The sequence below is a fragment of the Cloacibacillus porcorum genome (assembly GCF_001701045.1).
Taxonomy (GTDB): domain Bacteria; phylum Synergistota; class Synergistia; order Synergistales; family Synergistaceae; genus Cloacibacillus; species Cloacibacillus porcorum.
The window spans coordinates 2,332,127-2,351,612 of record NZ_CP016757.1 but is presented as its reverse complement, the minus strand read 5'-3'; the positions used below and the strand labels follow the sequence as shown (position 1 = coordinate 2,351,612).

Genomic DNA, 19,486 nt, shown 5'->3' with positions numbered 1-19,486 from the left:
TATACGGCTGGCGGAAGATAAACATCGGCTTTGACGGGCGTCTTGACTTGGTCTGCGTCCGATTAAATAAAAGATCTGGAGGTATGAAGCATAATGAAAGCGATCGTTACGGTATTGGGAAAAGACCAGGTGGGGATAATTGCAAAGGTTTGCACATACCTCGCGGATAAAAACGCCAACGTGCTTGAGATATCGCAGACAATAGTCAAGGGATACTTCGACATGCTTATGATAATCGACATCAGCGCCTGCACCTGCACCCCAGGCGAGATGGCCGGCGGTCTCAAGGAGCTCGGTGAGGAGATAGGGCTGATGATAAAATTCCAGCGTGAAGAGATATTCGAGAGCATGCACAGGATATAGCCGAAGATGATCAGCAAATCTGAAGCGCGCAAGACAAACGAGATGATACAGGACGAGAATCTTGACGTCCGTACCATCACCATGGGTATCAATATCCTCGACTGCGCCGATCCGAGCCTCGAAAAATTCTGCGCAAAAATATATGACAAGATCACCCGCTCCGCCGAAAGACTTGTGAAGACCGGCGACGAGATCGCGATGGAGTTCGGCGTTCCCGTCGTCAACAAGAGGATATCGGTGACGCCGGTGGCGATCGCCGCCTCGGCCTGCGAGACGGAGAGCTACGTCGAGATCGCGCGTACGATGGACCGCGCCGCGAAAGAGGTCGGCGTGAACTTTATCGGCGGTTTCTCCGCGCTGGTGCAGAAGGGCATCACGGCGGCCGACCAGCGCCTCATTGACTCCGTGCCAGAGGCTCTCTCAGTGACGGAGCGCGTCTGCTCTTCGATAAATCTTGGCACCAGCCGTTCCGGCATCAATATGGACGCCGTAAAACAGATGGGGCAGGTGATAAAAGAGACCGCCTACCTCTCGCGCGAGGCTGATTCGCTCGGCTGCGCAAAATTCGTCGTATTCTGCAACGCCGTCGAGGACAACCCCTTCATGGCGGGAGCCTTTCACGGCGTCGGCGAGCGCGACTGCGCGATCAACGTCGGCGTAAGCGGCCCCGGCGTCGTCAAGCGGGCGCTCGAAGAGGTGCGCGGCGCGGACTTTGAGACCCTCTGCGAGACCGTGAAAAAGACCGCCTTCAAGATAACGCGCGTCGGGCAGCTTGTGGCGCGCGAGGCCTCTATGCGCCTCGGCGTTCCCTTCGGCATTATCGACCTTTCACTGGCGCCGACGCCCGCCGTGGGAGACAGCGTCGCGGAGATATTCCAGGAGATGGGGCTTGAATACGCGGGCGCTCCGGGGACGACGGCGGCGCTGGCGATCCTCAACGACAACGTGAAAAAGGGCGGCGTGATGGCCTCCTCCTATGTCGGCGGCCTCAGCGGCGCCTTCATCCCTGTCAGCGAGGACCACGGCATGATCGAATCCGTCGAGGCGGGGGCGCTGACCCTCGACAAGCTTGAGGCTATGACCTGTGTTTGCTCCGTCGGGCTTGACATGATCGCGATCCCCGGCGATACTTCACCTGAGACGATATCAGGCATCATTGCCGATGAAATGGCGATCGGCATGATAAATAATAAGACCACGGCGGTGCGTTTGATACCGGTATACGGAAAGACCGCCGGCGAGACGGTGACCTTTGGGGGGCTGCTCGGATACGCTCCGGTCATGCAGGTAAACAAATTTGACTGTTCCGCGTTTATCAACCGCGGGGGAAGGATACCGGCGCCGATCCACAGCTTCAAAAATTAACGGAAGAGGACGAAAAATATGGCAATTGTTGCAATTGTCGGCAGACCTAATGTCGGCAAATCTTCAATATTCAACAGGATACTTGGAAAACGCGCGGCGATCGTGGACGACCAGCCGGGCGTTACAAGAGACAGGCTCTACGGTGAGACCGAATGGGCGGGGAAGAAATTCTACATCGTCGACACGGGCGGCATTATGTCCGAGACGGAACACCCCTTCATGGATCTCATCGAGAAGCAGGTCGACCTCGCGCTCGACGAAAGCAGCGCCATCATCTTTGTCGTCGACGGGCGCACTGGCGTCACGCCGACCGACGAGGAGATCGCGCATAAACTGCGCCGCAGCGGCAAGCCAGTCGTCGTCGTAATGAACAAGCTCGACAACGAGAAACAGGAGGACGCGATGCTCGGAGAGGCCTACGGTCTCGGTTTTGACGAGGTCGTCGCCTCCAGCGCGGAGCATAACACCGGCTTCGGCGAGATGCTGGACTTCATCACCTCCAAGCTTGAATCGGAGGAATTCGACTCGGATGACGGCGAAATCCGCGTTACGCTCGTCGGCCGTCCCAACGTCGGCAAATCAAGCCTGCTGAACGCCTTCGCGGGCGAGGAGCGTTCGATGGTCAGCGATATCGCGGGAACGACGCGCGACGTCGTCGACTCCGTCGTTGAAATGAACGGGCACAGATTCCGTTTCCTGGACACCGCGGGGCTGCGCCGCAAAAGCCGTGTGAACACAGACCTCGAATACTATTCAAATGTCCGCACCTACCAGGCGATCGACCGCTGCCATGTGGCGCTTGTGCTGCTTGACGCGCAGGATCCGGTGACGGAGCAGGACAAACGGCTTATCGGGCAGGTGCTCGAACGCGGCAAGGGGCTCATCCTCGTCGTCAACAAGTGGGACCTCGCCCCGCGCGAAGAGAAGGTCGGCGACGTCATGACGAAGAAGCTGATCGAAGAGCTGCCATTCGCCGCCCACGCCCCGCGCGTATTCATCTCGGCGCTCTCTGGCCGCAGCCTCGGTAAATTACCGGAGCTGATCCTCAAGGTAGAGGAAAACCGCCGCCGCCGTATAGCCACCTCCGAGCTCAACAAACTCGTGAAAGAGGTGCTTGTCTTTGAGAGAATGCCGGGCGACGGAAAGGGGCACAGCCTAAAAATATACTACTGCACGCAGGCAGACGGAGCGCCGCCGGCGTTCATATTTTTCGTGAATGATTCGGAACTTTGCTCGAAATCTTTTAAGCGCCACCTCGAAAATCTCCTACGTGAAATGGCGGATTTTTCCGGCGTTCCGATAAAAATATTCATGAGAAACAAGATATAGTGCTTAAAAACGCGTAATAGACGTTATATTTCCGTTTTAAGCACTTGACGGCTAGCTATTTTATCGGTATAAATCATACATGCTGCGTTAAAAGCAGTGTCAATCTTGACTGGAGGTGGCACAGAAGTGACAAAGACAGACCTCATCAACACAGTGGCCAAAGAGGTAGAGGGTATTACCAAAAAGAAGGCTGCCGAAGTGGTAGAAGCGATATTCAACGATATCTACACGGCGCTTCAGAAGGAAGAGAAGGTACAGATCGTAGGATTTGGTACGTTTGAAGTCCAGAAGAGAGCGGCACGCCAGGGACGTAACCCTCAGGACCCCAAGAAGGTCATTGAAATCCCGGCGAAGAACGTTCCCGTTTTCCGCGCAGGTAAGGCTCTCAAGGAAGCTGTAAACGAAAAGAAGTAAATCTATCTTTTTAATTTGATTTATAGCAGCTTAAAATATAAATTCCCTTTGCTGCATTGCTGAGGGAATTTTACTTTTCCCCTTGACCAAAAACAAATAACGCGGTATCATATCTCGCGTTGCACGGGATGTAGCGCAGTCTGGCTAGCGTACCTGCATGGGGTGCAGGTGGTCGGAGGTTCGAATCCTCTCATCCCGACCAGAAATACCAACGGTTCAGCTCATTTGAGTTGAACCGTTTTTATTTGTCTTTACTCCGTCTTTACTCCAAGCTATTTCCCCTTCCCCGTCCAGTTGCGGCAATCTCTGATTATTACTTAGTTTTGGCGTTTAGCTGTCGTGTGCTGCTTTTATAAAACAGGGAGCCGCTTTTTATTGGCTCCCTGCTTCGTTTCGTTTTTTTTACATCCTGCTTTTCCGTTTTAACCTCAATTTTAACCAAGTCGATTTTTGCCGTTACTCCGTTTACTCCAAATAGTCCCGCTCTAAAAAGAACTGTAACGCGTTCTTCTTACTATTTACTTAAAGATTTTACATAATCACCAACAGATGGTGAATTAAAAGCTCCATCTATGCTTGGTGCTTGAGGTAGTAAGGATGAAAGTCCCGCAAGAAAACTCCCCGCCTTATCATCGGCATAAAGAGTTGTCATGTTTTTTTGTATATGTGCCGCTCTTCCTCTACCGACAATTATTTCTAATTGCCCTAGATCTTTATTTGTCTCAGGATCAATAATATTTTCGCCCAATCTGTATACAAGAAATGGCATTCCCAATATAATCCCATCGTCTTCGCCTTTATTTATCACTATCATTTCTGACGATATCACTCTTGCGACCCGTGCTTCAATTTTTTTGCGTGCTTGTTCAGCCATTTTGTTTTCTTCCTTTCGTGTTGTGTAAGCATAAAGTTTCTTGCCGTGTAATTTTTGTGGAATAAATATATTTTACATTTTTGTTAATCTCTTGCATCTTTTGTACAATTTCTATAGTGTAAACATCATTATCTTGCGCGTTGGCAACATACCCAATTGCAACATCGCTAAGAACTCCATTGCTATCTGTTGTGCTAATCTTTATAACGATATCCATCGATAGCCGCTCATTACATTTTATAATCATTCTATCTGGTTTTGTTTTCACATCACATAATGTGACTTTCTTTAAAAATCCATTAAATTTCATAAATTCGTGTGCAGAGCTAATTTTACACACACCCCAAGTGCATATAGCAGTAGCTAAAAGCGATAGTGGGTATGATATCGCTTTAATTATCCCAGCAAATATTAAGTCTCTTGCAAAATCTAATGGACAACGAGAAAAATATGTCAATAAGTAAAAATATACCTCACATTCTTAATTTATTTTTGTTCTATTTCTTCTCTATACATTTCAACTAGCCCATTAAGCACTTTTATTTCAGCTGGCGTTAAAGAGCTTTTTTCTAGCCGTAATTTCTCAAGCGCAATGGTAAAGATAGTAATTGCGCTTGCCTGTTCGAGAGTTACCCATGTTGGTATTGCTGGACGTTCTTCCTGATAAGCAGACTCTCTTACTATTGGTTCTGGCAGTGTTAATGGTTGACCGTTGGGAATCAGGTCAATATAAAGCTGGCAATTAAGAGCTCGAGCGATTTTTTCTAAGAGCTCAATGGATGGTTTTTCTTTACCACGTTCAATACTGCTGATATAGCCTTGACTTATATCAGCTTTCTCAGATAACTGTTCCTGGCTAATATTTTGCTCTCTTCTGCGAGTTGCTATAGTTTTTCCAATCTCCATTATATTTCTCCTTTTTTTGATTATATGGATAGCCAATATTTTTTAACAGTATGAATACCTTATATATTATTGGCTATTCCGATTGACATTATATCTGAATAACATATAAAATATCTGTGTTAGCAATAAATTCAAAAAAACGGAGGTGATTACATGATTAACACGGAAAGACTAAAAGAACTACGTTTTAAACGGAAGATGACGCAAATAGAGCTTGCAGCCGCCGCAGGGCTCTCACAGGCGCACTATTGTCAAATAGAAAATGGCAAAGACAGCCCGTCTATTAAGCGTTTGGCGTTGATAGCCAAGGCTCTTGGATGTTCCGTCAAAGATTTGGTTCTGGACACAGAAGAGGAGGTATACGCATGAAAATCACGCAAGCAGCTAAGAGCTAAGCATTTCACCGGCACGATGAAAGGAGGGAACGATAATGCACATAATGAACGGAGCGCAAAAAGAAATCATCAACGTCGCACATGTAGAGCGCTTCTGCTTGTGCCCTAAGGAGGACGCCGTGCTTATACTGGCGAGTTACAGCGCCGACCGCGTCGTGACTGTAGCGAGGTACAAGGACAAGACGGAAGCGCACGCGGCTTTATATAAGTTATTCTCAGCCATATGCGGCGGAGAATCCTGTTTTGTCATGCCTAACAGCCTCTTGTATGACGAGGAGCATTGGAAAAGGGACGCAAGGGCAAAGAGAAGGGGCGGCAGTTAAACGTCAAAGGACGGCCACGCACCATGACAACCGAATATAGGAGCCGAAATTCAAACGAAAGGAGATATATAACATGGAACTAAGAATCATTATCGGAAAATGGCAGAAACCCTATGTTGAGATAGAGGCTGAATTGGATTACAGCCTATCAGCAGATGAAGCGGCAGATGTTTTAAGACAGGCGTGGAACAAAAAAATAATTCCCCTTCAAACCGGGCTCGACGCTGCCGACGCTGAACGCAAAGAGTTTGAAGAGAAATTAATCACACGCATTATAAAGTAGTTTTTAGTGATTAAGTTCTTGAGAAACAAACTTTTTGATGTTATCCGCGCCCAATTCTTCACGATGGCTAACCTTGCTTAATATAGTTTTTATGGTGTCAGCAGGGCCGATGAGTTCAACGATAACATCTACTGCGCCTTTGCCTAAATATAACACCTTAACAACTTCGCCAAACATGCCATCAGCGTCATCATTGACATAAATCCAGTCGCCGACATTAGGAGATGACGGCAAATTCATTCTTTGGACTTCGCGTAATCCCAATCCAAGAAGATGAACCATCACTTTTACAGTCAATCAAAAAACCTCCCCTGAAAATAGATATTAAGGGAAGTATATCAAAAAAAACAAGGAGATGCATGTAATGCCAAACGAGCCAAAATTCATGATGGGAATGACAAGAGAAGAAACAATCAAAATGACACAAGATGTCGCAGCCGGAATACATCACAAATTGAATATGGGAAGAGGCATAAAAACCTTTACCGATGAAGACCACAAGGAGCTGAAAGAAAAGCTCAAGTTCGCGATATTTCGCAGGCTTGAGCCCAGATGTGAGCAAGACCGCGTCCTGATAGACAGCAAGGACCTGCCAGAGCTGATCAAACTCTTAACAAGCCTTTAGTGATAGTGAGGAGATAAAGAGATGGAAGAAATGCTGAACAACATGCGTGAGGAGGATATCAAAGAAGCGCGGCTGATGCTGGACGCTGCGGTAGCTTTTCGCGGCGCTATGTCTAGCGCAATGCGCAGGGAGATCATGAAGCGTTTTTGCGAGCTTGCAGGGTTGCCCTTTGACGAGCCGCCAACGATCGTAAGGCGAAACCCGTTTGAAGATGAAAATCTGCGAAACAACTTGCAGAAATTTATCTCGGAGTGGTGCGAAGTGGATGAGATAGCTACCTGTACCTGCCACGAGCTTTACGACTCTTTCTCTGACTGGTGTATGTGCAATGGTTTGACACCGCCCACGAAGAATGTTGTTGGTGGCGCGCTTCGCCAGATGAAAATGTTTGTCTCATACAAGTCCGACGCTACACGCAAGTGGCGGGGAGTTCGTATCAAGGAAGGAGAGGAAAGATGACAGAGCTTGAATTTGAAACAACCTGCGCAGAGCTGCGCTCAGTGCTCATGGAGGCAATCCAGAAGCTTGACGATGCAGCAGATAGATCCTCTCGACTCCTCAACGAGCACAAAGCCGCGAAATATCTTGATGTTTCGCCCGGTACGCTCCGCAACTGGCGAGACAAGAACATCGGGCCGCGCAGTATGGAAATTGAGGGCGGCAAGGGTGACGGGGGCAAGAAATTAATCCGTTATGACATTGACGACTTGGACAAGTGGATCACAGAACATCCACGCAGAAAGGAGCTACCGAAATGAGCACCACCGTATACACCATAGTCTTGGCGGCAATGTTAGGCATAGGTGTAGGTATCTGTACATATCTGGATAAGCGAGCACAGCGGCAGATGAAGCGAAAACCGCCGACATGGCGGAACGGAAGGATTGAAAAATGATGGAGCAGTTTGCACAGAGTGAGTTTTTTTATCATAACGTAGCGCCAAATCTTGACATCATCTGCACCATGTTCTGGCTCGGTATCTTCGGGCTGGTCGGCGTGGTGGCGATGACAATCAAAACGATCATAAGGGAGAGATAAAAAATGGCAGAGAAAACAATATACATCTGTGATTGCTGTAGAAAGGAAATAGCGGAAGAGGAAGTCAAACCATATTACATCGCAAGAGTTGGACGCGGCGGCGATTATCTTTTTGGTGGGCTTCTTTCTCCAGAGAGTAAATGCAAAGGCAGCAACCGTAAGCATTTTTGCTCTACTTGTTTTCCCACGATGCAGCGGCTTGAAAAACAGCTGATCCGCGACGCAGAGAATCTTATTTCAGATGCGCAGGAATTACTTGGCGTAGATGTAGAGGTACAAAAATAACCCTTCCGCTACAAACGGAAGGGCGCGAGCCAAAAAATTGGCGGTAGCTGGAACTACCGCCTCCATTATAAGGGAGGATGATAAAAAATGGCAAGAAAAGGCAATATTCTTTTTGAGGACAACTTAGATTCGAATTGTACAGAATCTTTCATGGATGATGTGGATCTTGTTGTTGATCGGCGCTGCAACTATGCCATACAAAAGGGCACGTATAAGACCGAAAGGAAATACCTCGATGCGCGAATCAAAAAAGCCGAGCAAGCACTAAGGGATGCTGTTGCAATGCCAGAAAACCAACAAGACAGTTTTATATTCGACCTCTCTTCTGCGTATGAGGACCTGTCTTGTCAATTTGCAGAAGACGCCTACAAACAGGGCTTTAAAGACGCAATGCAATTAATGTTCATGACAAACAACTAATAAAAAGGAGAATGTAAAAATGGCAATAAATATTCAAAGCACTAACACCATCACCACCAATGGACTAAAGGTCCTCGTCTACGGACAGGCCGGAGCCGGGAAGACGACGCTCATCAAAACTCTGCCGAAGCCGCTGATTCTTTCGGCGGAGGGTGGGCTTTTGAGCCTGCGCAAAGAAAATCTTCCGTTCATCGAGATCAAGGACATGGCGGAACTGCGGGAGGCTCACAGGTGGCTCTACGAATCCGAAGAATCGAGGCAGTTTGAGTCTGTCGCTCTTGATTCCATCTCCGAGATCGCGGAGGTAGTGCTTGGCACAGAAAAAGCGATCGCCAAAGACCCGCGTCAGGCATACGGCGCGATGCAGGATACCATGACGGCGCTGATTCGCGGTTTCCGCGACCTGCCAGGGCGACATGTCTATTTCTCCGCGAAGATTGAGAAACAGCAAAACGAAATGGGCCAACTGCTCCATTCGCCGGCGATGCCTGGGCAAAAGCTTGGACAAATGCTGCCATATTTCTTTGACGAGGTGCTCGCTTTACGAGTCGGGCAAAACGATAAGGGGGAAGTACAGCGGATGCTCATGTGCGCCTCTGACGGCATCTGGACCGCGAAAGACAGGAGCGGACAGTTAGAGATGTGGGAGCCCGCCGACCTCGGCGCAATCATGCAGAAGATCGGAGGCGGGACAAATGTCTGATGCCGTATATCTTCTCGTTGTAGCTCTGCACGAGGCAAAAGCGAAAGAGGACGCCGCCAAAGCAGCACGCGTGGCGATCGAGGAGCAGCTTGCCGCGGCGATCGGCGTTCCCGATCAGTGGGAGGGCTCGCGGACAAACGACGTCGGGGAATTTAAGGTTTGCGTCAAACGCTCCATGAACGTCAAGATCGACGCGGTCCGGCTGCGTGAGATCGCGGCACTGAACAGCATCGATGAAATGATAATGTCAACCGCTTTCCGGTGGAAACCAGAACTAAACAAAAAAGGCTGGGACAATACCGGCGACGAAATAAAAGCAATGCTTTCCGCGGCGATCACCAAGACGCCCGGCAAAGTTGGAATTTCAGTAGAAATTAAAAAACAGGAGGAAAAATAAATGGCACTTTTGGGAAACGATGTAACACAGGATCTAGTCAATGTTAAACCGGAAGATTTTACCCCACTCCCCGCGGGTGAATATATTCTACAGATTACAAAAGTAGAACAGAAAAAGACAAAAAACGGCACCGGTGCGTATGAAAGCATTACCTTTGACGTCATCGGCCCGTCATATCAAGGACGTAAAGTTTTTTGTAATATCAACTTCCGCAACGACAACCCCACGGCGGAAAAGATAGGGCGTCAGCAGTTAAAAGCACTGCAACTCGCTTGCGCCATTCCTGACCCGTTCACGGACGATCTGCAGTTAATCGGGCACACAGTCAAAGCCAGCGTGACAATCCGTGAGGCGACAGAAAAATATCCGGCCAGCAACGACGTGAAAAACTTTAAACCGGTCGGCGACGCAATGCCGACGAGCGCGCCTATGGGTATGCCTCCAATGCCCAGCGCCGCCCCTGCGGGAGATGCCGTAATGCCGCCGCAGGGAGGCGGGTTCAGCCAGGCTTTTGCCCAGCCTCCGGCACAGCCGCAGCCACCGCAGCCCGCGCCGCAAGTTACCGGCGGCAAAGCCCAATGGTGGTAACTGATGGCGGCCATACCGGAGCCGCTCAACCAAATTGACATCCAGAGCCGAATCGACGCCCATCACGTACAGCACAGAGAGCCCCCGCGCCCCCACTTGGGGCTCTCTGTTTTAGGTCACGAGTGCGACCGCTGGGTATGGCTCTCATTTCGTTGGGCGATAATAGAACAATTTCCCGGGCGTATGCTTCGCCTTTTCCGCAGAGGACAGAGGGAGGAAGAAACGATAGTGAAAGATCTTCGCGCTATAGGCATAGACATTCATAGCACCTGCCTTGACTCTGACGGTCAGAGCCGCGTTGACTTCGGCGGCCACGTCTCCGGCTCCATCGATGGTATCATCGAAAGCGGCGTCCCCGGAGCCGAGAAAACGCGCCATGTTGCGGAGTTTAAAACACACTCGCTCAAATCCTTCAACGAACTTAAATCCAAGGGAGTGAGCGGCGCCAAGCGTCAGCACTGGCGGCAGATGCAGGGCTACATGCTCGGCACGAAGATCGACCGCGCGCTTTACGTCGCCGTCTGCAAAGACAACGACGAGATGTACACGGAGCGCGTCTACTTAGACAAAGCGAGAGCCGAGGCCCTTATCCGTCGCGGGCATATGCTTGCCCTCTCAGAGCGCCTCCCGGAGCCACTGTCAACAGACCCGACGTGGTATCAGTGCCGCTATTGCCCCGGTCATGATTTTTGTTTTGGCACGCACCTATCGATAGAAGTCAACTGCCGTACCTGCGCGCATGTCACAGCAACCAAGGACGGGAAATTTACCTGTGCGGCCATGCAGAATTACGAACTATCGGTTGAAGAACAGCGCGTCGGTTGTGAGGCGCACGTTGCGCACTTCGATCTTGTGCCTTGGAAATGGCTTGGCGGCAACGAGAACGGCATGTGTGGCAAATATGAGATAAAGGGCGTGACATACCTTAATGGCAACCCCTATCTCAACGCTGGGGCCATCACAACGCATGAACTTCTCGCAATAGACCAACAGGGGCCAAAAGACGAAAGGGTGCCCTTCTAATGGCTCTACGCGACTATCAGCAGCGAGCAATAACTATGCTCTTTACGTGGCTGAAATATAACCCCGGCAATCCATGCATTGTTATGCCGACGGGCAGCGGCAAAAGCCATGTGATTGCCGAGCTTTGCAAAAACATCATGTTGGGGTGGCCACAATCGCGCATCCTCATCCTCTCGCATGTCAAAGAGCTGCTGCAGCAGGACGCAGAAAAAATCATGCTTGCGTGGCCGGAGGCTCCGCTTGGCATCTACTCGGCGGGAATGGGCAGCCGTGACATTGGACTGCCTATCACCGTCGCAGGGATACAGAGCGTGCGCGACAAGGCCGAGATGCTTGGCTTTGTGGATATCACCCTCGTAGACGAGGCACATTTAATATCGCATAAAGCAGAGGGAGGCTATAGAACGCTCCTAGAGGCCCTTAAAGCGAAGAACCCAAACATGAGGATAGTTGGCCTTACCGCTACGCCTTACCGTCTTGGACACGGCCTGATAAGCGAACACGGGGCAATCTTCGACGACCTCATAGAGCCTGTGCAAATTGCGGAGCTTGTAGCGCGCGGATTCCTCGCGCCGTTAAGGTCGAAGCTGCCGGGGACGGTGCTCTCGACCGAGGGCGTCGGCAAGCGCGGCGGTGAGTACATCGAACACGAGCTGCAGGCCGCGGTCAACAACGCCGACGACAACGATCGTATCGTAGAAGAGGTGATCCGCCGCGCCGGCGACCGTAAGGCATGGCTCTTTTTCTGCACCGGAGTAGCGCACGCCGAGGCGATCCGCAACGTGCTTCGCTCCCGGGGCGTGGTGGCCGAGGTTGTTACCGGTGCCACGCCGAAAACAGAACGCGACAGGATCATCGCCGACTACAAAGCTGGGCGCATAAAAGCCCTGACCAATGCCGACGTACTGACGACGGGCTTTGACTACCCGGACATTGACCTGATAGCTCTCTGCCGTCCGACAATGAGCCCAGGGCTATATATTCAGATGGCAGGGCGCGGGATGCGGCTCAAAAGCCACACAGACCATTGCCTTGTGCTCGACTTCGCCGGCAACGTCAAGCGCCACGGCCCGATCACGGAGGTCAAGCCGCCGAAGCACAAGGGCGCAGGCACCGGCGACGCGCCGGTAAAGGTCTGCGACGAATGCGCGGAGCTCGTTCACGCTTCGGTTAAAGTCTGCCCATGTTGCGGGTATGAGTTCCCGGCAGCGCCGAAGGAGGCCGTAAAGCTCCACGACGACGACATTATGAGCCTTGAGCCGGAAGAGATGCGCGTCCGCAGCTGGTGGTGGTACATCCGCCAGAGCAAAACGAAACAGATCAATATGCTCTGCGTGGACTACGAAAATGCCGAGCTGACGGGCGACAAGGTGACAGAGTACATCACCATTCTACACGACGGCTATGCGCGGTATCGCGCCAAAATGACGCTGCGCGCGATCATAGACGGATGCGGCGCTGATATCTCCACCCTAGACGGTGAGAGCGAAAACTATCTTGATGACATCGCGGAGGTGTTAAACAGTGCAAAGGCACCGGACAGTATCACAATCAAAAAAGACGGACGATATTATAGGGTGCTTGAGCGCCGCTGGACACCTGCCGTCGGAGCATGAGGAGCAATGCGCCTTCATATCCGCGTTCAGGAAAACTTTTCCCGGTGTGCGAATAATCGCCATACCCAACGGCGGTTGGCGCGACATCAAGACGGCCGCGCGGCTAAAGGCCGAAGGCGTTTGTAAGGGAGTTCCTGATTTATTTATCCCTGAATGGCGTTTTTGGATTGAGATGAAGCGCCAGAAGGGCGGCAGGGCGTCCGAGGAACAAAAAGACTGGATAGAGTATTTGACGGCAACCGGCTATAAAGCCGTCGTCTGCAAAGGCAGAGACGAAGCACTACAGGCCGCGTTTGACCGGCGGGAGGAGATGACACGATGGCAACACTACCGACAGGATGGGACCGGGAAATAAAGCCCGACACGCCAGAAACGCAGCTACAAAACGCCATCGCCAATTCTGCTATCGCGCCGAAGCGGCCTGTCCGCGTCACCCTTGACGGCAAAATCCACCGTTTTGCAGTCGTAGGCGACAAAAACACCGAAAAGGCCGGCTGGTATATCGGCTTCGGCGACAACATACCCGCCGGCATGTTCGGCAGCTGGCGCGGCAGCGTCGAAAGCAAATGGCTTGCCGACGTGGGGCGAGAACTCACGGCGGAAGAGATAGCGGCGTGCGAAAGACGGATGGCGGAAGCCGCGGCCATACGCGACGAAGAACGGCGGAAATACCGCGAACAGATCGCAAACGCCGTTATGAACATCTTACAGACCGTCACGCCCGCCGAGCCGGGGCATTCATATCTGCAGCGCAAGCAGGTCGGCGTCTACGGTATCTATCAGACCGGCGACGGACGTCTCATGATCCCGATAATATTGGATGGACGGATTGCCTCTGCGCAGTACATCGCCGCGGACGGCCAGAAGCAATTCCACGGCGGAGGTGAGGTCAAGGGTGGATATTTCGCCCTCGGCCCTCTGCCGCCGCAGGAGGGGCCGATATACGTCGCCGAGGGCTACGCGACCGCCGCCAGTATATACGAAGCCACAGGCGCGACCGCGGTAATGGCACTAAACGCCGGCAACTTGCCGCCCGTGGCAAAATGGCTGCGCGAAAAGCTCGGCCCTGTGCAGGAGATCGTGATCGTCGGCGACAACGACGAAAGCAGCACGGGGCAGGCGGCCGCAAACGAGGCCGCGACGCTCATCGGGGCAAGAGTAATAATCCCGCCGGAGATCGGCGACGTGAACGACTACGTTACCGCCGGCGGCGACCTCAAGGCGCTGCTCACGGGCAAAAGCACATGGCTTACCGCGGCGGACGACTTTTGTGCGAAGCCTGCGCCCATCCGCTGGCTCATAAAAAAATGGATACAGGCTGGCGGCTTGGCGATGGTATACGGAGACAGCGGCACCGGCAAGACCTTCGTCGTGCTCGATTGGGTACTGCGCATGGCGGCGGGCATAGATACGTGGGCCGGTCTGCGCGTGCGTCCGGGCGGCGTGGTCTATCTGGCCGGAGAAGGGCATTACGGACTTAAAGCCCGACTTGCAGGCTGGAAGAAGTACCACAACGTTGAACACCTAAACGCATGGATATCAAGTGGCGCCTGTGACCTCAACACCTCCGAAGGGCTCGCGAAAACGATATCAGAAATCCGTGCTCTCGAAGCTCAGGATATTGCGGTCATCGTCGTGGACACGCTTCATCGATTTTTGATTGGTGATGAAAACAAGGCGACAGACACGAAGACGATGCTTGACGCCTGCAGCAAGCTATCGCAGACCTTCGATTGCACGGTGATCCTCGTACATCATACCGGCGTCAACCAAGAGGCAAAGGGCCGAGCGCGCGGATCGTCGGCTTGGCGCGGCGCGTTGGACAACCAGATACTAGTTTCCACTTCGGGAGATAACATCAAACTTGAGCAGGTGAAACAAAAGGACTGTGAGCTTGCCGACCCGATATATCTTGAGCGAATCCCTGTACATCTGCCCGGATGGTTCGACGAAGACGGCGCTGCGGTATCTACGATAGTGCTTGAGCCGGATGAGCACGGAGGCGAAAAGGTAATAACTGCATTAAGCAAAACGCAACACTTAGGCTTGCAGGCGTATCGTGAGGCGGCGGAGACATACGGCTTACTTGACGAATACGGCAACTTCGCGGGAGTACGCGAAAATGATTGGCGGAATGCGTTTTACAGTAAATATGAAAGTGCAAAACAGGATACAAAAAAAAGGGTCTTTCAGCGCATACGCAAGGAGCTTATAGAAAAAAAAGAAATTATATGCGATGGAGACACCTATATGCTTTCAAGCGATTATGAACTAGAATTTGGATATTTTGTTAAAAAGTTGAAAATTAAAATAAGCAAAAGTGAACAGAATCGGGATTTGGAAGATTTTGACCTAAAAGGAGAAAAACACATCAACGGGACAGACGGGACAAAAAATGAAGAAAAATAGTAGTCTAAAAAACTTAGTAATACCAACGTTTTTTAGCAAGCGGGATAAAAAAATTGTCCCGATGTCCCGAAAAAAATCCCGTCGCGCCATTCTTTTTAGGGAGCGGGACAAACGGGATATATCTCTTTAGAGATATCCCGTTGTCCCGTCCCGATGGTTGGTCTGGAAAAGAGCGAGTAAAAAATCGTAGAAGTTCATTTTTTTATTATAAAAGAGGACGCAGATGGAAGAAATAAGTAACTGCCGATGCGATAATGACTTGATCTCTGTGATTGAGACAATCGGAGGGACGCAGATATATTGCCCGAAGTGCGGGCGCTCCACAAAGCGCCGTGATAGGGGGCACGCGATAAAAGTCTGGAATACAAGGTATGAAAGGAGACGGGACAGATGAGAGAAGAATTAATACCACTTACGGACTTTAAGCCAATAAGCAACTATGAGCGTATCAAAGACATGAGTCTCGATGAAATGGCAAAATGGATGTGGGACGAGTTTGAATGCGCCGGATGCGCTTATACGGCTGGGAAATGTGGCGGGAAGAAATGCCTAGACGGACATAAGGCATGGCTCGAACAGGAGGCGAAAGCGGAATGAAGTGCCGAAGATGTGGAGCAAAAATCCACGTAAGTAAATGTAAGTCAAATTTATTTTGTGTTCAAAAATCATATCCAGAGCAACATGTGTCCTTTGAATGCACCTGCTATCTGTGTGACGGCTGCCTAAAAGAGACAAATCAGAGATTTAACGATCTCATAGATTTTATGAGAGGTCTGCCGGAGGAATAGGAATGAAGATAAGAAAAGCAAATAGGCATAAGGATAATATGCCAATTCATAACTGTTTTAACTGCGACAATGTTATCCCCATCGGTGAAGGCGACCATATTTGTAGCGACTACGCTGACGGAGACCCCCACGCTGTAATAGTTATCAGCGCATATGAACCAACCTCCGACTTTATCAAATGTGGCGGTAAACGGTGGAAAGAATGGTAGTGGAGCTCGAACAGGAGAATAAAGATAGGAGTTGAATAACATTGCCTAAGAAAGTGAGCATAGTCCCTAAAAAAGTATCACAAATAGAAGATGTCCTCTATCTGTTTGCTGACTATTGTCCTACGGGACTAGCTTGCTTTTTTGGAGATGCAGATATGCCGGACATGGAAGAGCTGGCGGCGATGGTACTGGCGAAGTATGCGCCGGCGGAGGATGTCGGCCCTGTAGATGGCGGAAAGGGGGCGCCGCAACAGCAGATCATAGTTGAGTCTGGCGAGAGTGTCGTCAACACCATTGCTTCCTTTGGCGGACTTGACGCGATACGGCGAGTGTTCTCCCTTTATGGTGAAGAGTTCCCTCACAATGCGAAGCTACTTCGCGACATGAACTATATTGGGCGCAGCTTTCGTTATCCCTCGATCGAAGTGTTTGCCTTTAAGCATCACCTCACGGAGAAGCAGTTTTACCGCAAACGTCGGAAGGCATTGCTTGAAATCTCTTGGGAGATATACCGGCGATATAAGATGTCCGAAAAAGTGTCCGAAAAAGTGTCCGAAATAATGTCCGAAAAAGTGTCTGAAAAAATGGCATAGATTTATCTCAAAACGGGCGATATCATATCAGCATTGAATCAGCGCGTCCGCGGGAGAAATCTTGCGGACGCCTTTTTGTTGGGTTGGGCGGTGAAGTAATGGCGAGAAGAGACTTCTACACGTCTGCGGCATGGTTACGCTGCCGGGATGGCTACATCAAATCTGTGTGCGGGTTATGCGAGCGATGCGGCAAGCCGGGCTATATCGTGCATCACAAGCAGCACATCGATGACAGCAACGAAGGCGATCCGGAAGTCACGTTGAACTGGGCGAATCTCGAATACCTTTGTCTTGAGTGCCACAACAAAGAACATTTTCAAAAAAGACAAACGCGCGATGACGTGATGTTTGACGCATCGGGGCAGCTGGTGGCTGCCAGCCCCCCCCCTAAACGAAAACACTGACTTTTTCGGTGGACCGGCGAAGGGTAGTTTTGAAAAATACGCGGGAGTTGCGCATAGACCCCACCCTGAAAGGAGACGATGACATGAGCACACTAGAAATATCAAAAGATGAACGAATTAAGAAAGAGATCCGGCGGCTGTTAAAAATATTTAAAGCTTTGCCGATGAAACGCCGCGCCGTCCTTGATGGGTTAATCAAACGGGCGGCGTACATGCGTATTACGCTTGAGGACATGGAGATCGACCTTGACGAAAACGGCTTTGTCGAGATGTTCTCGCAATCTGAAAAACTGGACCCCTACGAACGAGAACGCCCGATCGCCAGACAGTACAATGCCGTAAATAAAAATTACCAGAATGTAATGAAGATGCTGAACGATACGCTTAAAGCAGAGCCAGACGAAAAGCCTGAAGGCGACGATTTTCAGAATTTCCTTCAGGAGCGGGAAATATGAACCCAATCGTTGAATATGGTACGCAGGTCCTAACTGGTGAAATCGTAGCCTGCGAAAAAATAAAGCAAGTCTATGCTCATTTGATCGACTGCCTTGAAGATAAAAATAGCGAATATGAATACGACGAACGGCGTGCTAAGCACGCCGTGAACTTTATCGAGCGCTATTGCAAACACTCTAAAGGCGCGGCCGGCGGCGGGGCTTTTAAACTTGAGCTTTGGCAGCGGGCTCTTGTGTCGGCACTCTTTGGTTTTATTCATAAAATCGACGGCACGCGGAAGTACCGTGAGATGGTGTTGATCGTCGCGCGCAAAAATGGCAAGTCAACGCTTGGTTCAGCGATTGCGCTTTACATGTTGCTGGCCGACGGAGAAAAAGGCCCAGAGGTTGTCAGCGCCGCCACCATGCGCGAACAGGCAAAAATAATCTGGGGCGAGGCTAAACGGATGGTGAAAAAGTCGCCGCAGCTGTCGGCGCGCTGCCGCTGCCTGGTCGGTGAAATAGATTGCGATTTTAACGACGGGGTGTTTAAGCCGCTGAGTTCTGAGTCGAACTCCCTGGACGGACTCAACCTTCATTGCGCATTGATCGACGAGCTGCACGCGATCGCCGACAAAAATCTTTACGACGTTTTGATCGACGGCATGAGCGCCCGTGAGCAGCCGCTTTCGGTTATCGTATCCACCGCGGGAACGTTGCGAGAGGGAATATTTGACATCAAATACGAGGAGTGTAAATTGATCCTCGACGGATACAACGACCCGAAGGGATACCATGACGAGGGCGTTTTACCGGTCATTTACGAATTGGATAAACGTTCCGAGTGGATGGACGAACGCTGTTGGATAAAGGCGAACCCCGGCCTTGGCACAATAAAGCGTATCGCAAATCTGGCGCAGAAAGTAGATAAAGCGAAAAAGAATCCGCTCTTGGTAAAGAACTTGGTAACGAAAGACTTTAATATCCGCGAAACTACATCCGAAGCATGGTTGACCTTCGAGCAGCTCAACAACACGGAAACTTACGATCTGTCCACGCTGCGGCCGCGCTACGGCATCGGAGGCGCCGATCTGTCGAGCACAACAGACCTGACTTGCGGAACCCTGATCTTCATGGTGCCAGAAGATCCGCACATCTATGTCAAACAGATGTATTGGCTGCCGGAAGATTTGCTTGAAAAACGGGAGCAGGAGGACCAAATACCATACGGAGTATGGAAAGAACAGGGATTACTGCGAACGACGCCGGGAAATCGCGTACACTACAGACACGTCGTAGAATGGTTTTTAGAGCTGCGTGAGCAATGTGATATTTATATGCCATACTTCGGCTATGACGCATGGAGCGCTGAATATTTCGTCGCAGACATGCGGTCGGAGTTCGGCGCCGAAGTACCGGAGCCGGTATTTCAGGGGAAAAAAACGCTAAGCTCGCCGATGAAATCACTTGGGGCGGATCTCGAAAAGAAAATCATCAACTACAACAACAACCCGATTCTGAAATGGTGCATCTCCAACACAGCGATCGATATCGACAAAAACAACAACATCCAGCCCGTAAAGGGCACAAGCAGCCGCAGGCGGATAGACGGGCTTGCCTCACTGCTGGACGCATATGTAGTCTTTGAGCGCCATCGTGAAGACTACATGAATCTGATTTAGGAGGCGGTGTTTTTGAATAT

At 50.6% G+C, this 19,486-nt stretch carries 30 protein-coding genes and 1 tRNA gene; 27 read left to right on the top strand and 4 right to left on the bottom strand.

All coding sequences use genetic code 11. The features are described 5' to 3' along the window. Positions 1-93 precede the first annotated feature (93 nt). The 5 genes from BED41_RS10665 to BED41_RS10645 all read left to right on the top strand — a co-directional run bounded on the left by BED41_RS10665 (position 94) and on the right by BED41_RS10645 (position 3,673). On the top strand, positions 94-363 hold the full coding sequence (locus BED41_RS10665) for an ACT domain-containing protein (RefSeq protein ID WP_066745870.1): 270 nt from the start codon (positions 94-96) through the stop codon (positions 361-363). A gap of 6 nt (positions 364-369) precedes the next feature. Continuing rightward, positions 370-1,728: a PFL family protein gene (locus BED41_RS10660; RefSeq protein WP_066745866.1), complete on the top strand. Its 1,359-nt coding sequence runs from the start codon at positions 370-372 to the stop codon at positions 1,726-1,728. A gap of 18 nt (positions 1,729-1,746) precedes the next feature. Then, positions 1,747-3,057: a ribosome biogenesis GTPase Der gene (der, locus tag BED41_RS10655; protein WP_066745858.1), complete on the top strand. Its 1,311-nt coding sequence runs from the start codon at positions 1,747-1,749 to the stop codon at positions 3,055-3,057. Between the two features lie 126 nt (positions 3,058-3,183). After that, on the top strand, positions 3,184-3,471 hold the full coding sequence (locus BED41_RS10650; RefSeq protein ID WP_008712618.1) for an HU family DNA-binding protein: 288 nt from the start codon (positions 3,184-3,186) through the stop codon (positions 3,469-3,471). Positions 3,472-3,595: 124 nt separating this feature from the next. After that, positions 3,596-3,673: transfer RNA gene (locus BED41_RS10645), tRNA-Pro, on the top strand. A 312-nt stretch (positions 3,674-3,985) separates the two neighbouring features. On the opposite strand, the gene BED41_RS10640 is transcribed toward BED41_RS10645, so the two are convergent. The 3 genes from BED41_RS10640 to BED41_RS10630 are packed head-to-tail and all read right to left on the bottom strand — an operon-like array spanning position 3,986 to position 5,251. Then, entirely contained in the window at positions 3,986-4,345 is a 360-nt protein-coding gene (locus BED41_RS10640) for a hypothetical protein (RefSeq protein WP_066745856.1), read from the bottom strand. After that, positions 4,338-4,802, bottom strand: a complete 465-nt coding sequence (locus BED41_RS16510) for a hypothetical protein (RefSeq protein WP_157102328.1) — start codon at positions 4,800-4,802, stop codon at positions 4,338-4,340. Before BED41_RS16510 ends, BED41_RS10640 begins: the two co-directional genes overlap by 8 nt. A 29-nt stretch (positions 4,803-4,831) precedes the next feature. Then, positions 4,832-5,251, bottom strand: a complete 420-nt coding sequence (locus BED41_RS10630; RefSeq protein WP_066745851.1) for a helix-turn-helix domain-containing protein — start codon at positions 5,249-5,251, stop codon at positions 4,832-4,834. A 153-nt stretch (positions 5,252-5,404) separates the two neighbouring features. Here BED41_RS10630 and BED41_RS10625 point away from each other — a divergent pair, with 153 nt between their 5' ends. The 3 genes from BED41_RS10625 (at position 5,405) to BED41_RS10615 (ending at position 6,252) form a co-directional block, all read left to right on the top strand. Beyond that, entirely contained in the window at positions 5,405-5,620 is a 216-nt protein-coding gene (locus BED41_RS10625; protein WP_066745849.1) for a helix-turn-helix domain-containing protein, read from the top strand. Positions 5,621-5,681: 61 nt separating this feature from the next. Further along, positions 5,682-5,969, top strand: a complete 288-nt coding sequence (locus tag BED41_RS10620; RefSeq protein ID WP_066745847.1) for a hypothetical protein — start codon at positions 5,682-5,684, stop codon at positions 5,967-5,969. A 73-nt stretch (positions 5,970-6,042) separates the two neighbouring features. Then, on the top strand, positions 6,043-6,252 hold the full coding sequence (locus tag BED41_RS10615; protein ID WP_066745844.1) for a hypothetical protein: 210 nt from the start codon (positions 6,043-6,045) through the stop codon (positions 6,250-6,252). Between the two features lie 3 nt (positions 6,253-6,255). On the opposite strand, the gene BED41_RS10610 is transcribed toward BED41_RS10615, so the two are convergent. Beyond that, complete coding sequence (locus BED41_RS10610) at positions 6,256-6,549, bottom strand: hypothetical protein (RefSeq protein WP_066745841.1); 294 nt, start codon at positions 6,547-6,549, stop codon at positions 6,256-6,258. Positions 6,550-6,616: 67 nt separating this feature from the next. Here BED41_RS10610 and BED41_RS10605 point away from each other — a divergent pair, with 67 nt between their 5' ends. From BED41_RS10605 to BED41_RS10520, 19 genes are all read left to right on the top strand, one after another. Further along, entirely contained in the window at positions 6,617-6,877 is a 261-nt protein-coding gene (locus BED41_RS10605; protein WP_066745838.1) for a hypothetical protein, read from the top strand. A gap of 21 nt (positions 6,878-6,898) precedes the next feature. Further along, positions 6,899-7,336, top strand: a complete 438-nt coding sequence (locus BED41_RS10600) for a hypothetical protein (RefSeq protein WP_066745836.1) — start codon at positions 6,899-6,901, stop codon at positions 7,334-7,336. Next, entirely contained in the window at positions 7,333-7,635 is a 303-nt protein-coding gene (locus tag BED41_RS10595) for a helix-turn-helix domain-containing protein (protein ID WP_066745834.1), read from the top strand. Before BED41_RS10600 ends, BED41_RS10595 begins: the two co-directional genes overlap by 4 nt. A 133-nt stretch (positions 7,636-7,768) precedes the next feature. Next, positions 7,769-7,915, top strand: coding sequence for a hypothetical protein (locus tag BED41_RS16505; protein ID WP_157102327.1), 147 nt, complete (start codon positions 7,769-7,771; stop codon positions 7,913-7,915). A gap of 3 nt (positions 7,916-7,918) precedes the next feature. Then, entirely contained in the window at positions 7,919-8,200 is a 282-nt protein-coding gene (locus tag BED41_RS10590; protein ID WP_066745832.1) for a hypothetical protein, read from the top strand. Between the two features lie 87 nt (positions 8,201-8,287). Next, positions 8,288-8,620, top strand: a complete 333-nt coding sequence (locus tag BED41_RS10585) for a hypothetical protein (RefSeq protein WP_066745830.1) — start codon at positions 8,288-8,290, stop codon at positions 8,618-8,620. 19 nt (positions 8,621-8,639) lie between these two features. Then, positions 8,640-9,323 carry an ATP-binding protein gene (locus tag BED41_RS10580; protein ID WP_066745828.1) on the top strand — a complete coding sequence of 228 codons (684 nt, stop codon included), beginning with the start codon at positions 8,640-8,642 and terminating at the stop codon, positions 9,321-9,323. Continuing rightward, on the top strand, positions 9,316-9,720 hold the full coding sequence (locus BED41_RS10575) for a DUF7173 family protein (protein ID WP_066745825.1): 405 nt from the start codon (positions 9,316-9,318) through the stop codon (positions 9,718-9,720). The genes BED41_RS10580 and BED41_RS10575 overlap by 8 nt, the downstream gene beginning before the upstream one ends. Then, positions 9,721-10,308 (top strand): DUF669 domain-containing protein, encoded by a 588-nt coding sequence (locus tag BED41_RS10570; protein WP_066745822.1) that lies wholly within the window; start codon positions 9,721-9,723, stop codon positions 10,306-10,308. A 228-nt stretch (positions 10,309-10,536) separates the two neighbouring features. Continuing rightward, the gene (locus BED41_RS10565; protein WP_229712297.1) at positions 10,537-11,331 is read left to right on the top strand and encodes a hypothetical protein; all 795 of its coding nucleotides are present in this window, start codon (positions 10,537-10,539) and stop codon (positions 11,329-11,331) included. Next, on the top strand, positions 11,331-12,947 hold the full coding sequence (locus tag BED41_RS10560; RefSeq protein WP_168160257.1) for a DEAD/DEAH box helicase: 1,617 nt from the start codon (positions 11,331-11,333) through the stop codon (positions 12,945-12,947). The genes BED41_RS10565 and BED41_RS10560 overlap by 1 nt, the downstream gene beginning before the upstream one ends. After that, positions 12,856-13,302: a VRR-NUC domain-containing protein gene (locus BED41_RS16960; protein WP_084002405.1), complete on the top strand. Its 447-nt coding sequence runs from the start codon at positions 12,856-12,858 to the stop codon at positions 13,300-13,302. Before BED41_RS10560 ends, BED41_RS16960 begins: the two co-directional genes overlap by 92 nt. After that, positions 13,266-15,356 carry an AAA family ATPase gene (locus BED41_RS10550; protein ID WP_066745815.1) on the top strand — a complete coding sequence of 697 codons (2,091 nt, stop codon included), beginning with the start codon at positions 13,266-13,268 and terminating at the stop codon, positions 15,354-15,356. The genes BED41_RS16960 and BED41_RS10550 overlap by 37 nt, the downstream gene beginning before the upstream one ends. Positions 15,357-15,746: 390 nt before the next feature. Further along, positions 15,747-15,953 (top strand): hypothetical protein, encoded by a 207-nt coding sequence (locus tag BED41_RS10545; RefSeq protein WP_066745812.1) that lies wholly within the window; start codon positions 15,747-15,749, stop codon positions 15,951-15,953. 193 nt (positions 15,954-16,146) lie between these two features. After that, positions 16,147-16,353 carry a hypothetical protein gene (locus BED41_RS10540; protein ID WP_066745809.1) on the top strand — a complete coding sequence of 69 codons (207 nt, stop codon included), beginning with the start codon at positions 16,147-16,149 and terminating at the stop codon, positions 16,351-16,353. A gap of 41 nt (positions 16,354-16,394) precedes the next feature. Beyond that, complete coding sequence (locus BED41_RS10535; RefSeq protein WP_066745805.1) at positions 16,395-16,946, top strand: hypothetical protein; 552 nt, start codon at positions 16,395-16,397, stop codon at positions 16,944-16,946. 98 nt (positions 16,947-17,044) lie between these two features. Beyond that, positions 17,045-17,350 (top strand): HNH endonuclease, encoded by a 306-nt coding sequence (locus BED41_RS10530; RefSeq protein WP_066745802.1) that lies wholly within the window; start codon positions 17,045-17,047, stop codon positions 17,348-17,350. Between the two features lie 29 nt (positions 17,351-17,379). Continuing rightward, a complete protein-coding gene (locus BED41_RS10525) occupies positions 17,380-17,805 on the top strand; it encodes a hypothetical protein (RefSeq protein ID WP_229712295.1) in 426 nt (141 codons plus the stop codon). Next, the gene (locus BED41_RS10520; RefSeq protein ID WP_066745800.1) at positions 17,802-19,466 is read left to right on the top strand and encodes a terminase large subunit; all 1,665 of its coding nucleotides are present in this window, start codon (positions 17,802-17,804) and stop codon (positions 19,464-19,466) included. Before BED41_RS10525 ends, BED41_RS10520 begins: the two co-directional genes overlap by 4 nt. Positions 19,467-19,486: the final 20 nt, after the last annotated feature.

Coding starts and splice junctions, on each gene's coding strand:
- BED41_RS10665 (WP_066745870.1), top strand. CDS start 94: ATGAAAGCGATCGTTACGGTATTGGGAAAAGACCAGGTGGGGATAATT.
- BED41_RS10660 (WP_066745866.1), top strand. CDS start 370: ATGATCAGCAAATCTGAAGCGCGCAAGACAAACGAGATGATACAGGAC.
- der (WP_066745858.1), top strand. CDS start 1,747: ATGGCAATTGTTGCAATTGTCGGCAGACCTAATGTCGGCAAATCTTCA.
- BED41_RS10640 (WP_066745856.1), bottom strand. CDS start 4,345: ATGGCTGAACAAGCACGCAAAAAAATTGAAGCACGGGTCGCAAGAGTG.
- BED41_RS10630 (WP_066745851.1), bottom strand. CDS start 5,251: ATGGAGATTGGAAAAACTATAGCAACTCGCAGAAGAGAGCAAAATATT.
- BED41_RS10625 (WP_066745849.1), top strand. CDS start 5,405: ATGATTAACACGGAAAGACTAAAAGAACTACGTTTTAAACGGAAGATG.
- BED41_RS10620 (WP_066745847.1), top strand. CDS start 5,682: ATGCACATAATGAACGGAGCGCAAAAAGAAATCATCAACGTCGCACAT.
- BED41_RS10615 (WP_066745844.1), top strand. CDS start 6,043: ATGGAACTAAGAATCATTATCGGAAAATGGCAGAAACCCTATGTTGAG.
- BED41_RS10605 (WP_066745838.1), top strand. CDS start 6,617: ATGCCAAACGAGCCAAAATTCATGATGGGAATGACAAGAGAAGAAACA.
- BED41_RS10600 (WP_066745836.1), top strand. CDS start 6,899: ATGGAAGAAATGCTGAACAACATGCGTGAGGAGGATATCAAAGAAGCG.
- BED41_RS10595 (WP_066745834.1), top strand. CDS start 7,333: ATGACAGAGCTTGAATTTGAAACAACCTGCGCAGAGCTGCGCTCAGTG.
- BED41_RS16505 (WP_157102327.1), top strand. CDS start 7,769: ATGATGGAGCAGTTTGCACAGAGTGAGTTTTTTTATCATAACGTAGCG.
- BED41_RS10590 (WP_066745832.1), top strand. CDS start 7,919: ATGGCAGAGAAAACAATATACATCTGTGATTGCTGTAGAAAGGAAATA.
- BED41_RS10585 (WP_066745830.1), top strand. CDS start 8,288: ATGGCAAGAAAAGGCAATATTCTTTTTGAGGACAACTTAGATTCGAAT.
- BED41_RS10580 (WP_066745828.1), top strand. CDS start 8,640: ATGGCAATAAATATTCAAAGCACTAACACCATCACCACCAATGGACTA.
- BED41_RS10575 (WP_066745825.1), top strand. CDS start 9,316: ATGTCTGATGCCGTATATCTTCTCGTTGTAGCTCTGCACGAGGCAAAA.
- BED41_RS10570 (WP_066745822.1), top strand. CDS start 9,721: ATGGCACTTTTGGGAAACGATGTAACACAGGATCTAGTCAATGTTAAA.
- BED41_RS10560 (WP_168160257.1), top strand. CDS start 11,331: ATGGCTCTACGCGACTATCAGCAGCGAGCAATAACTATGCTCTTTACG.
- BED41_RS10550 (WP_066745815.1), top strand. CDS start 13,266: ATGGCAACACTACCGACAGGATGGGACCGGGAAATAAAGCCCGACACG.
- BED41_RS10545 (WP_066745812.1), top strand. CDS start 15,747: ATGAGAGAAGAATTAATACCACTTACGGACTTTAAGCCAATAAGCAAC.
- BED41_RS10540 (WP_066745809.1), top strand. CDS start 16,147: ATGAAGATAAGAAAAGCAAATAGGCATAAGGATAATATGCCAATTCAT.
- BED41_RS10530 (WP_066745802.1), top strand. CDS start 17,045: ATGGCGAGAAGAGACTTCTACACGTCTGCGGCATGGTTACGCTGCCGG.
- BED41_RS10520 (WP_066745800.1), top strand. CDS start 17,802: ATGAACCCAATCGTTGAATATGGTACGCAGGTCCTAACTGGTGAAATC.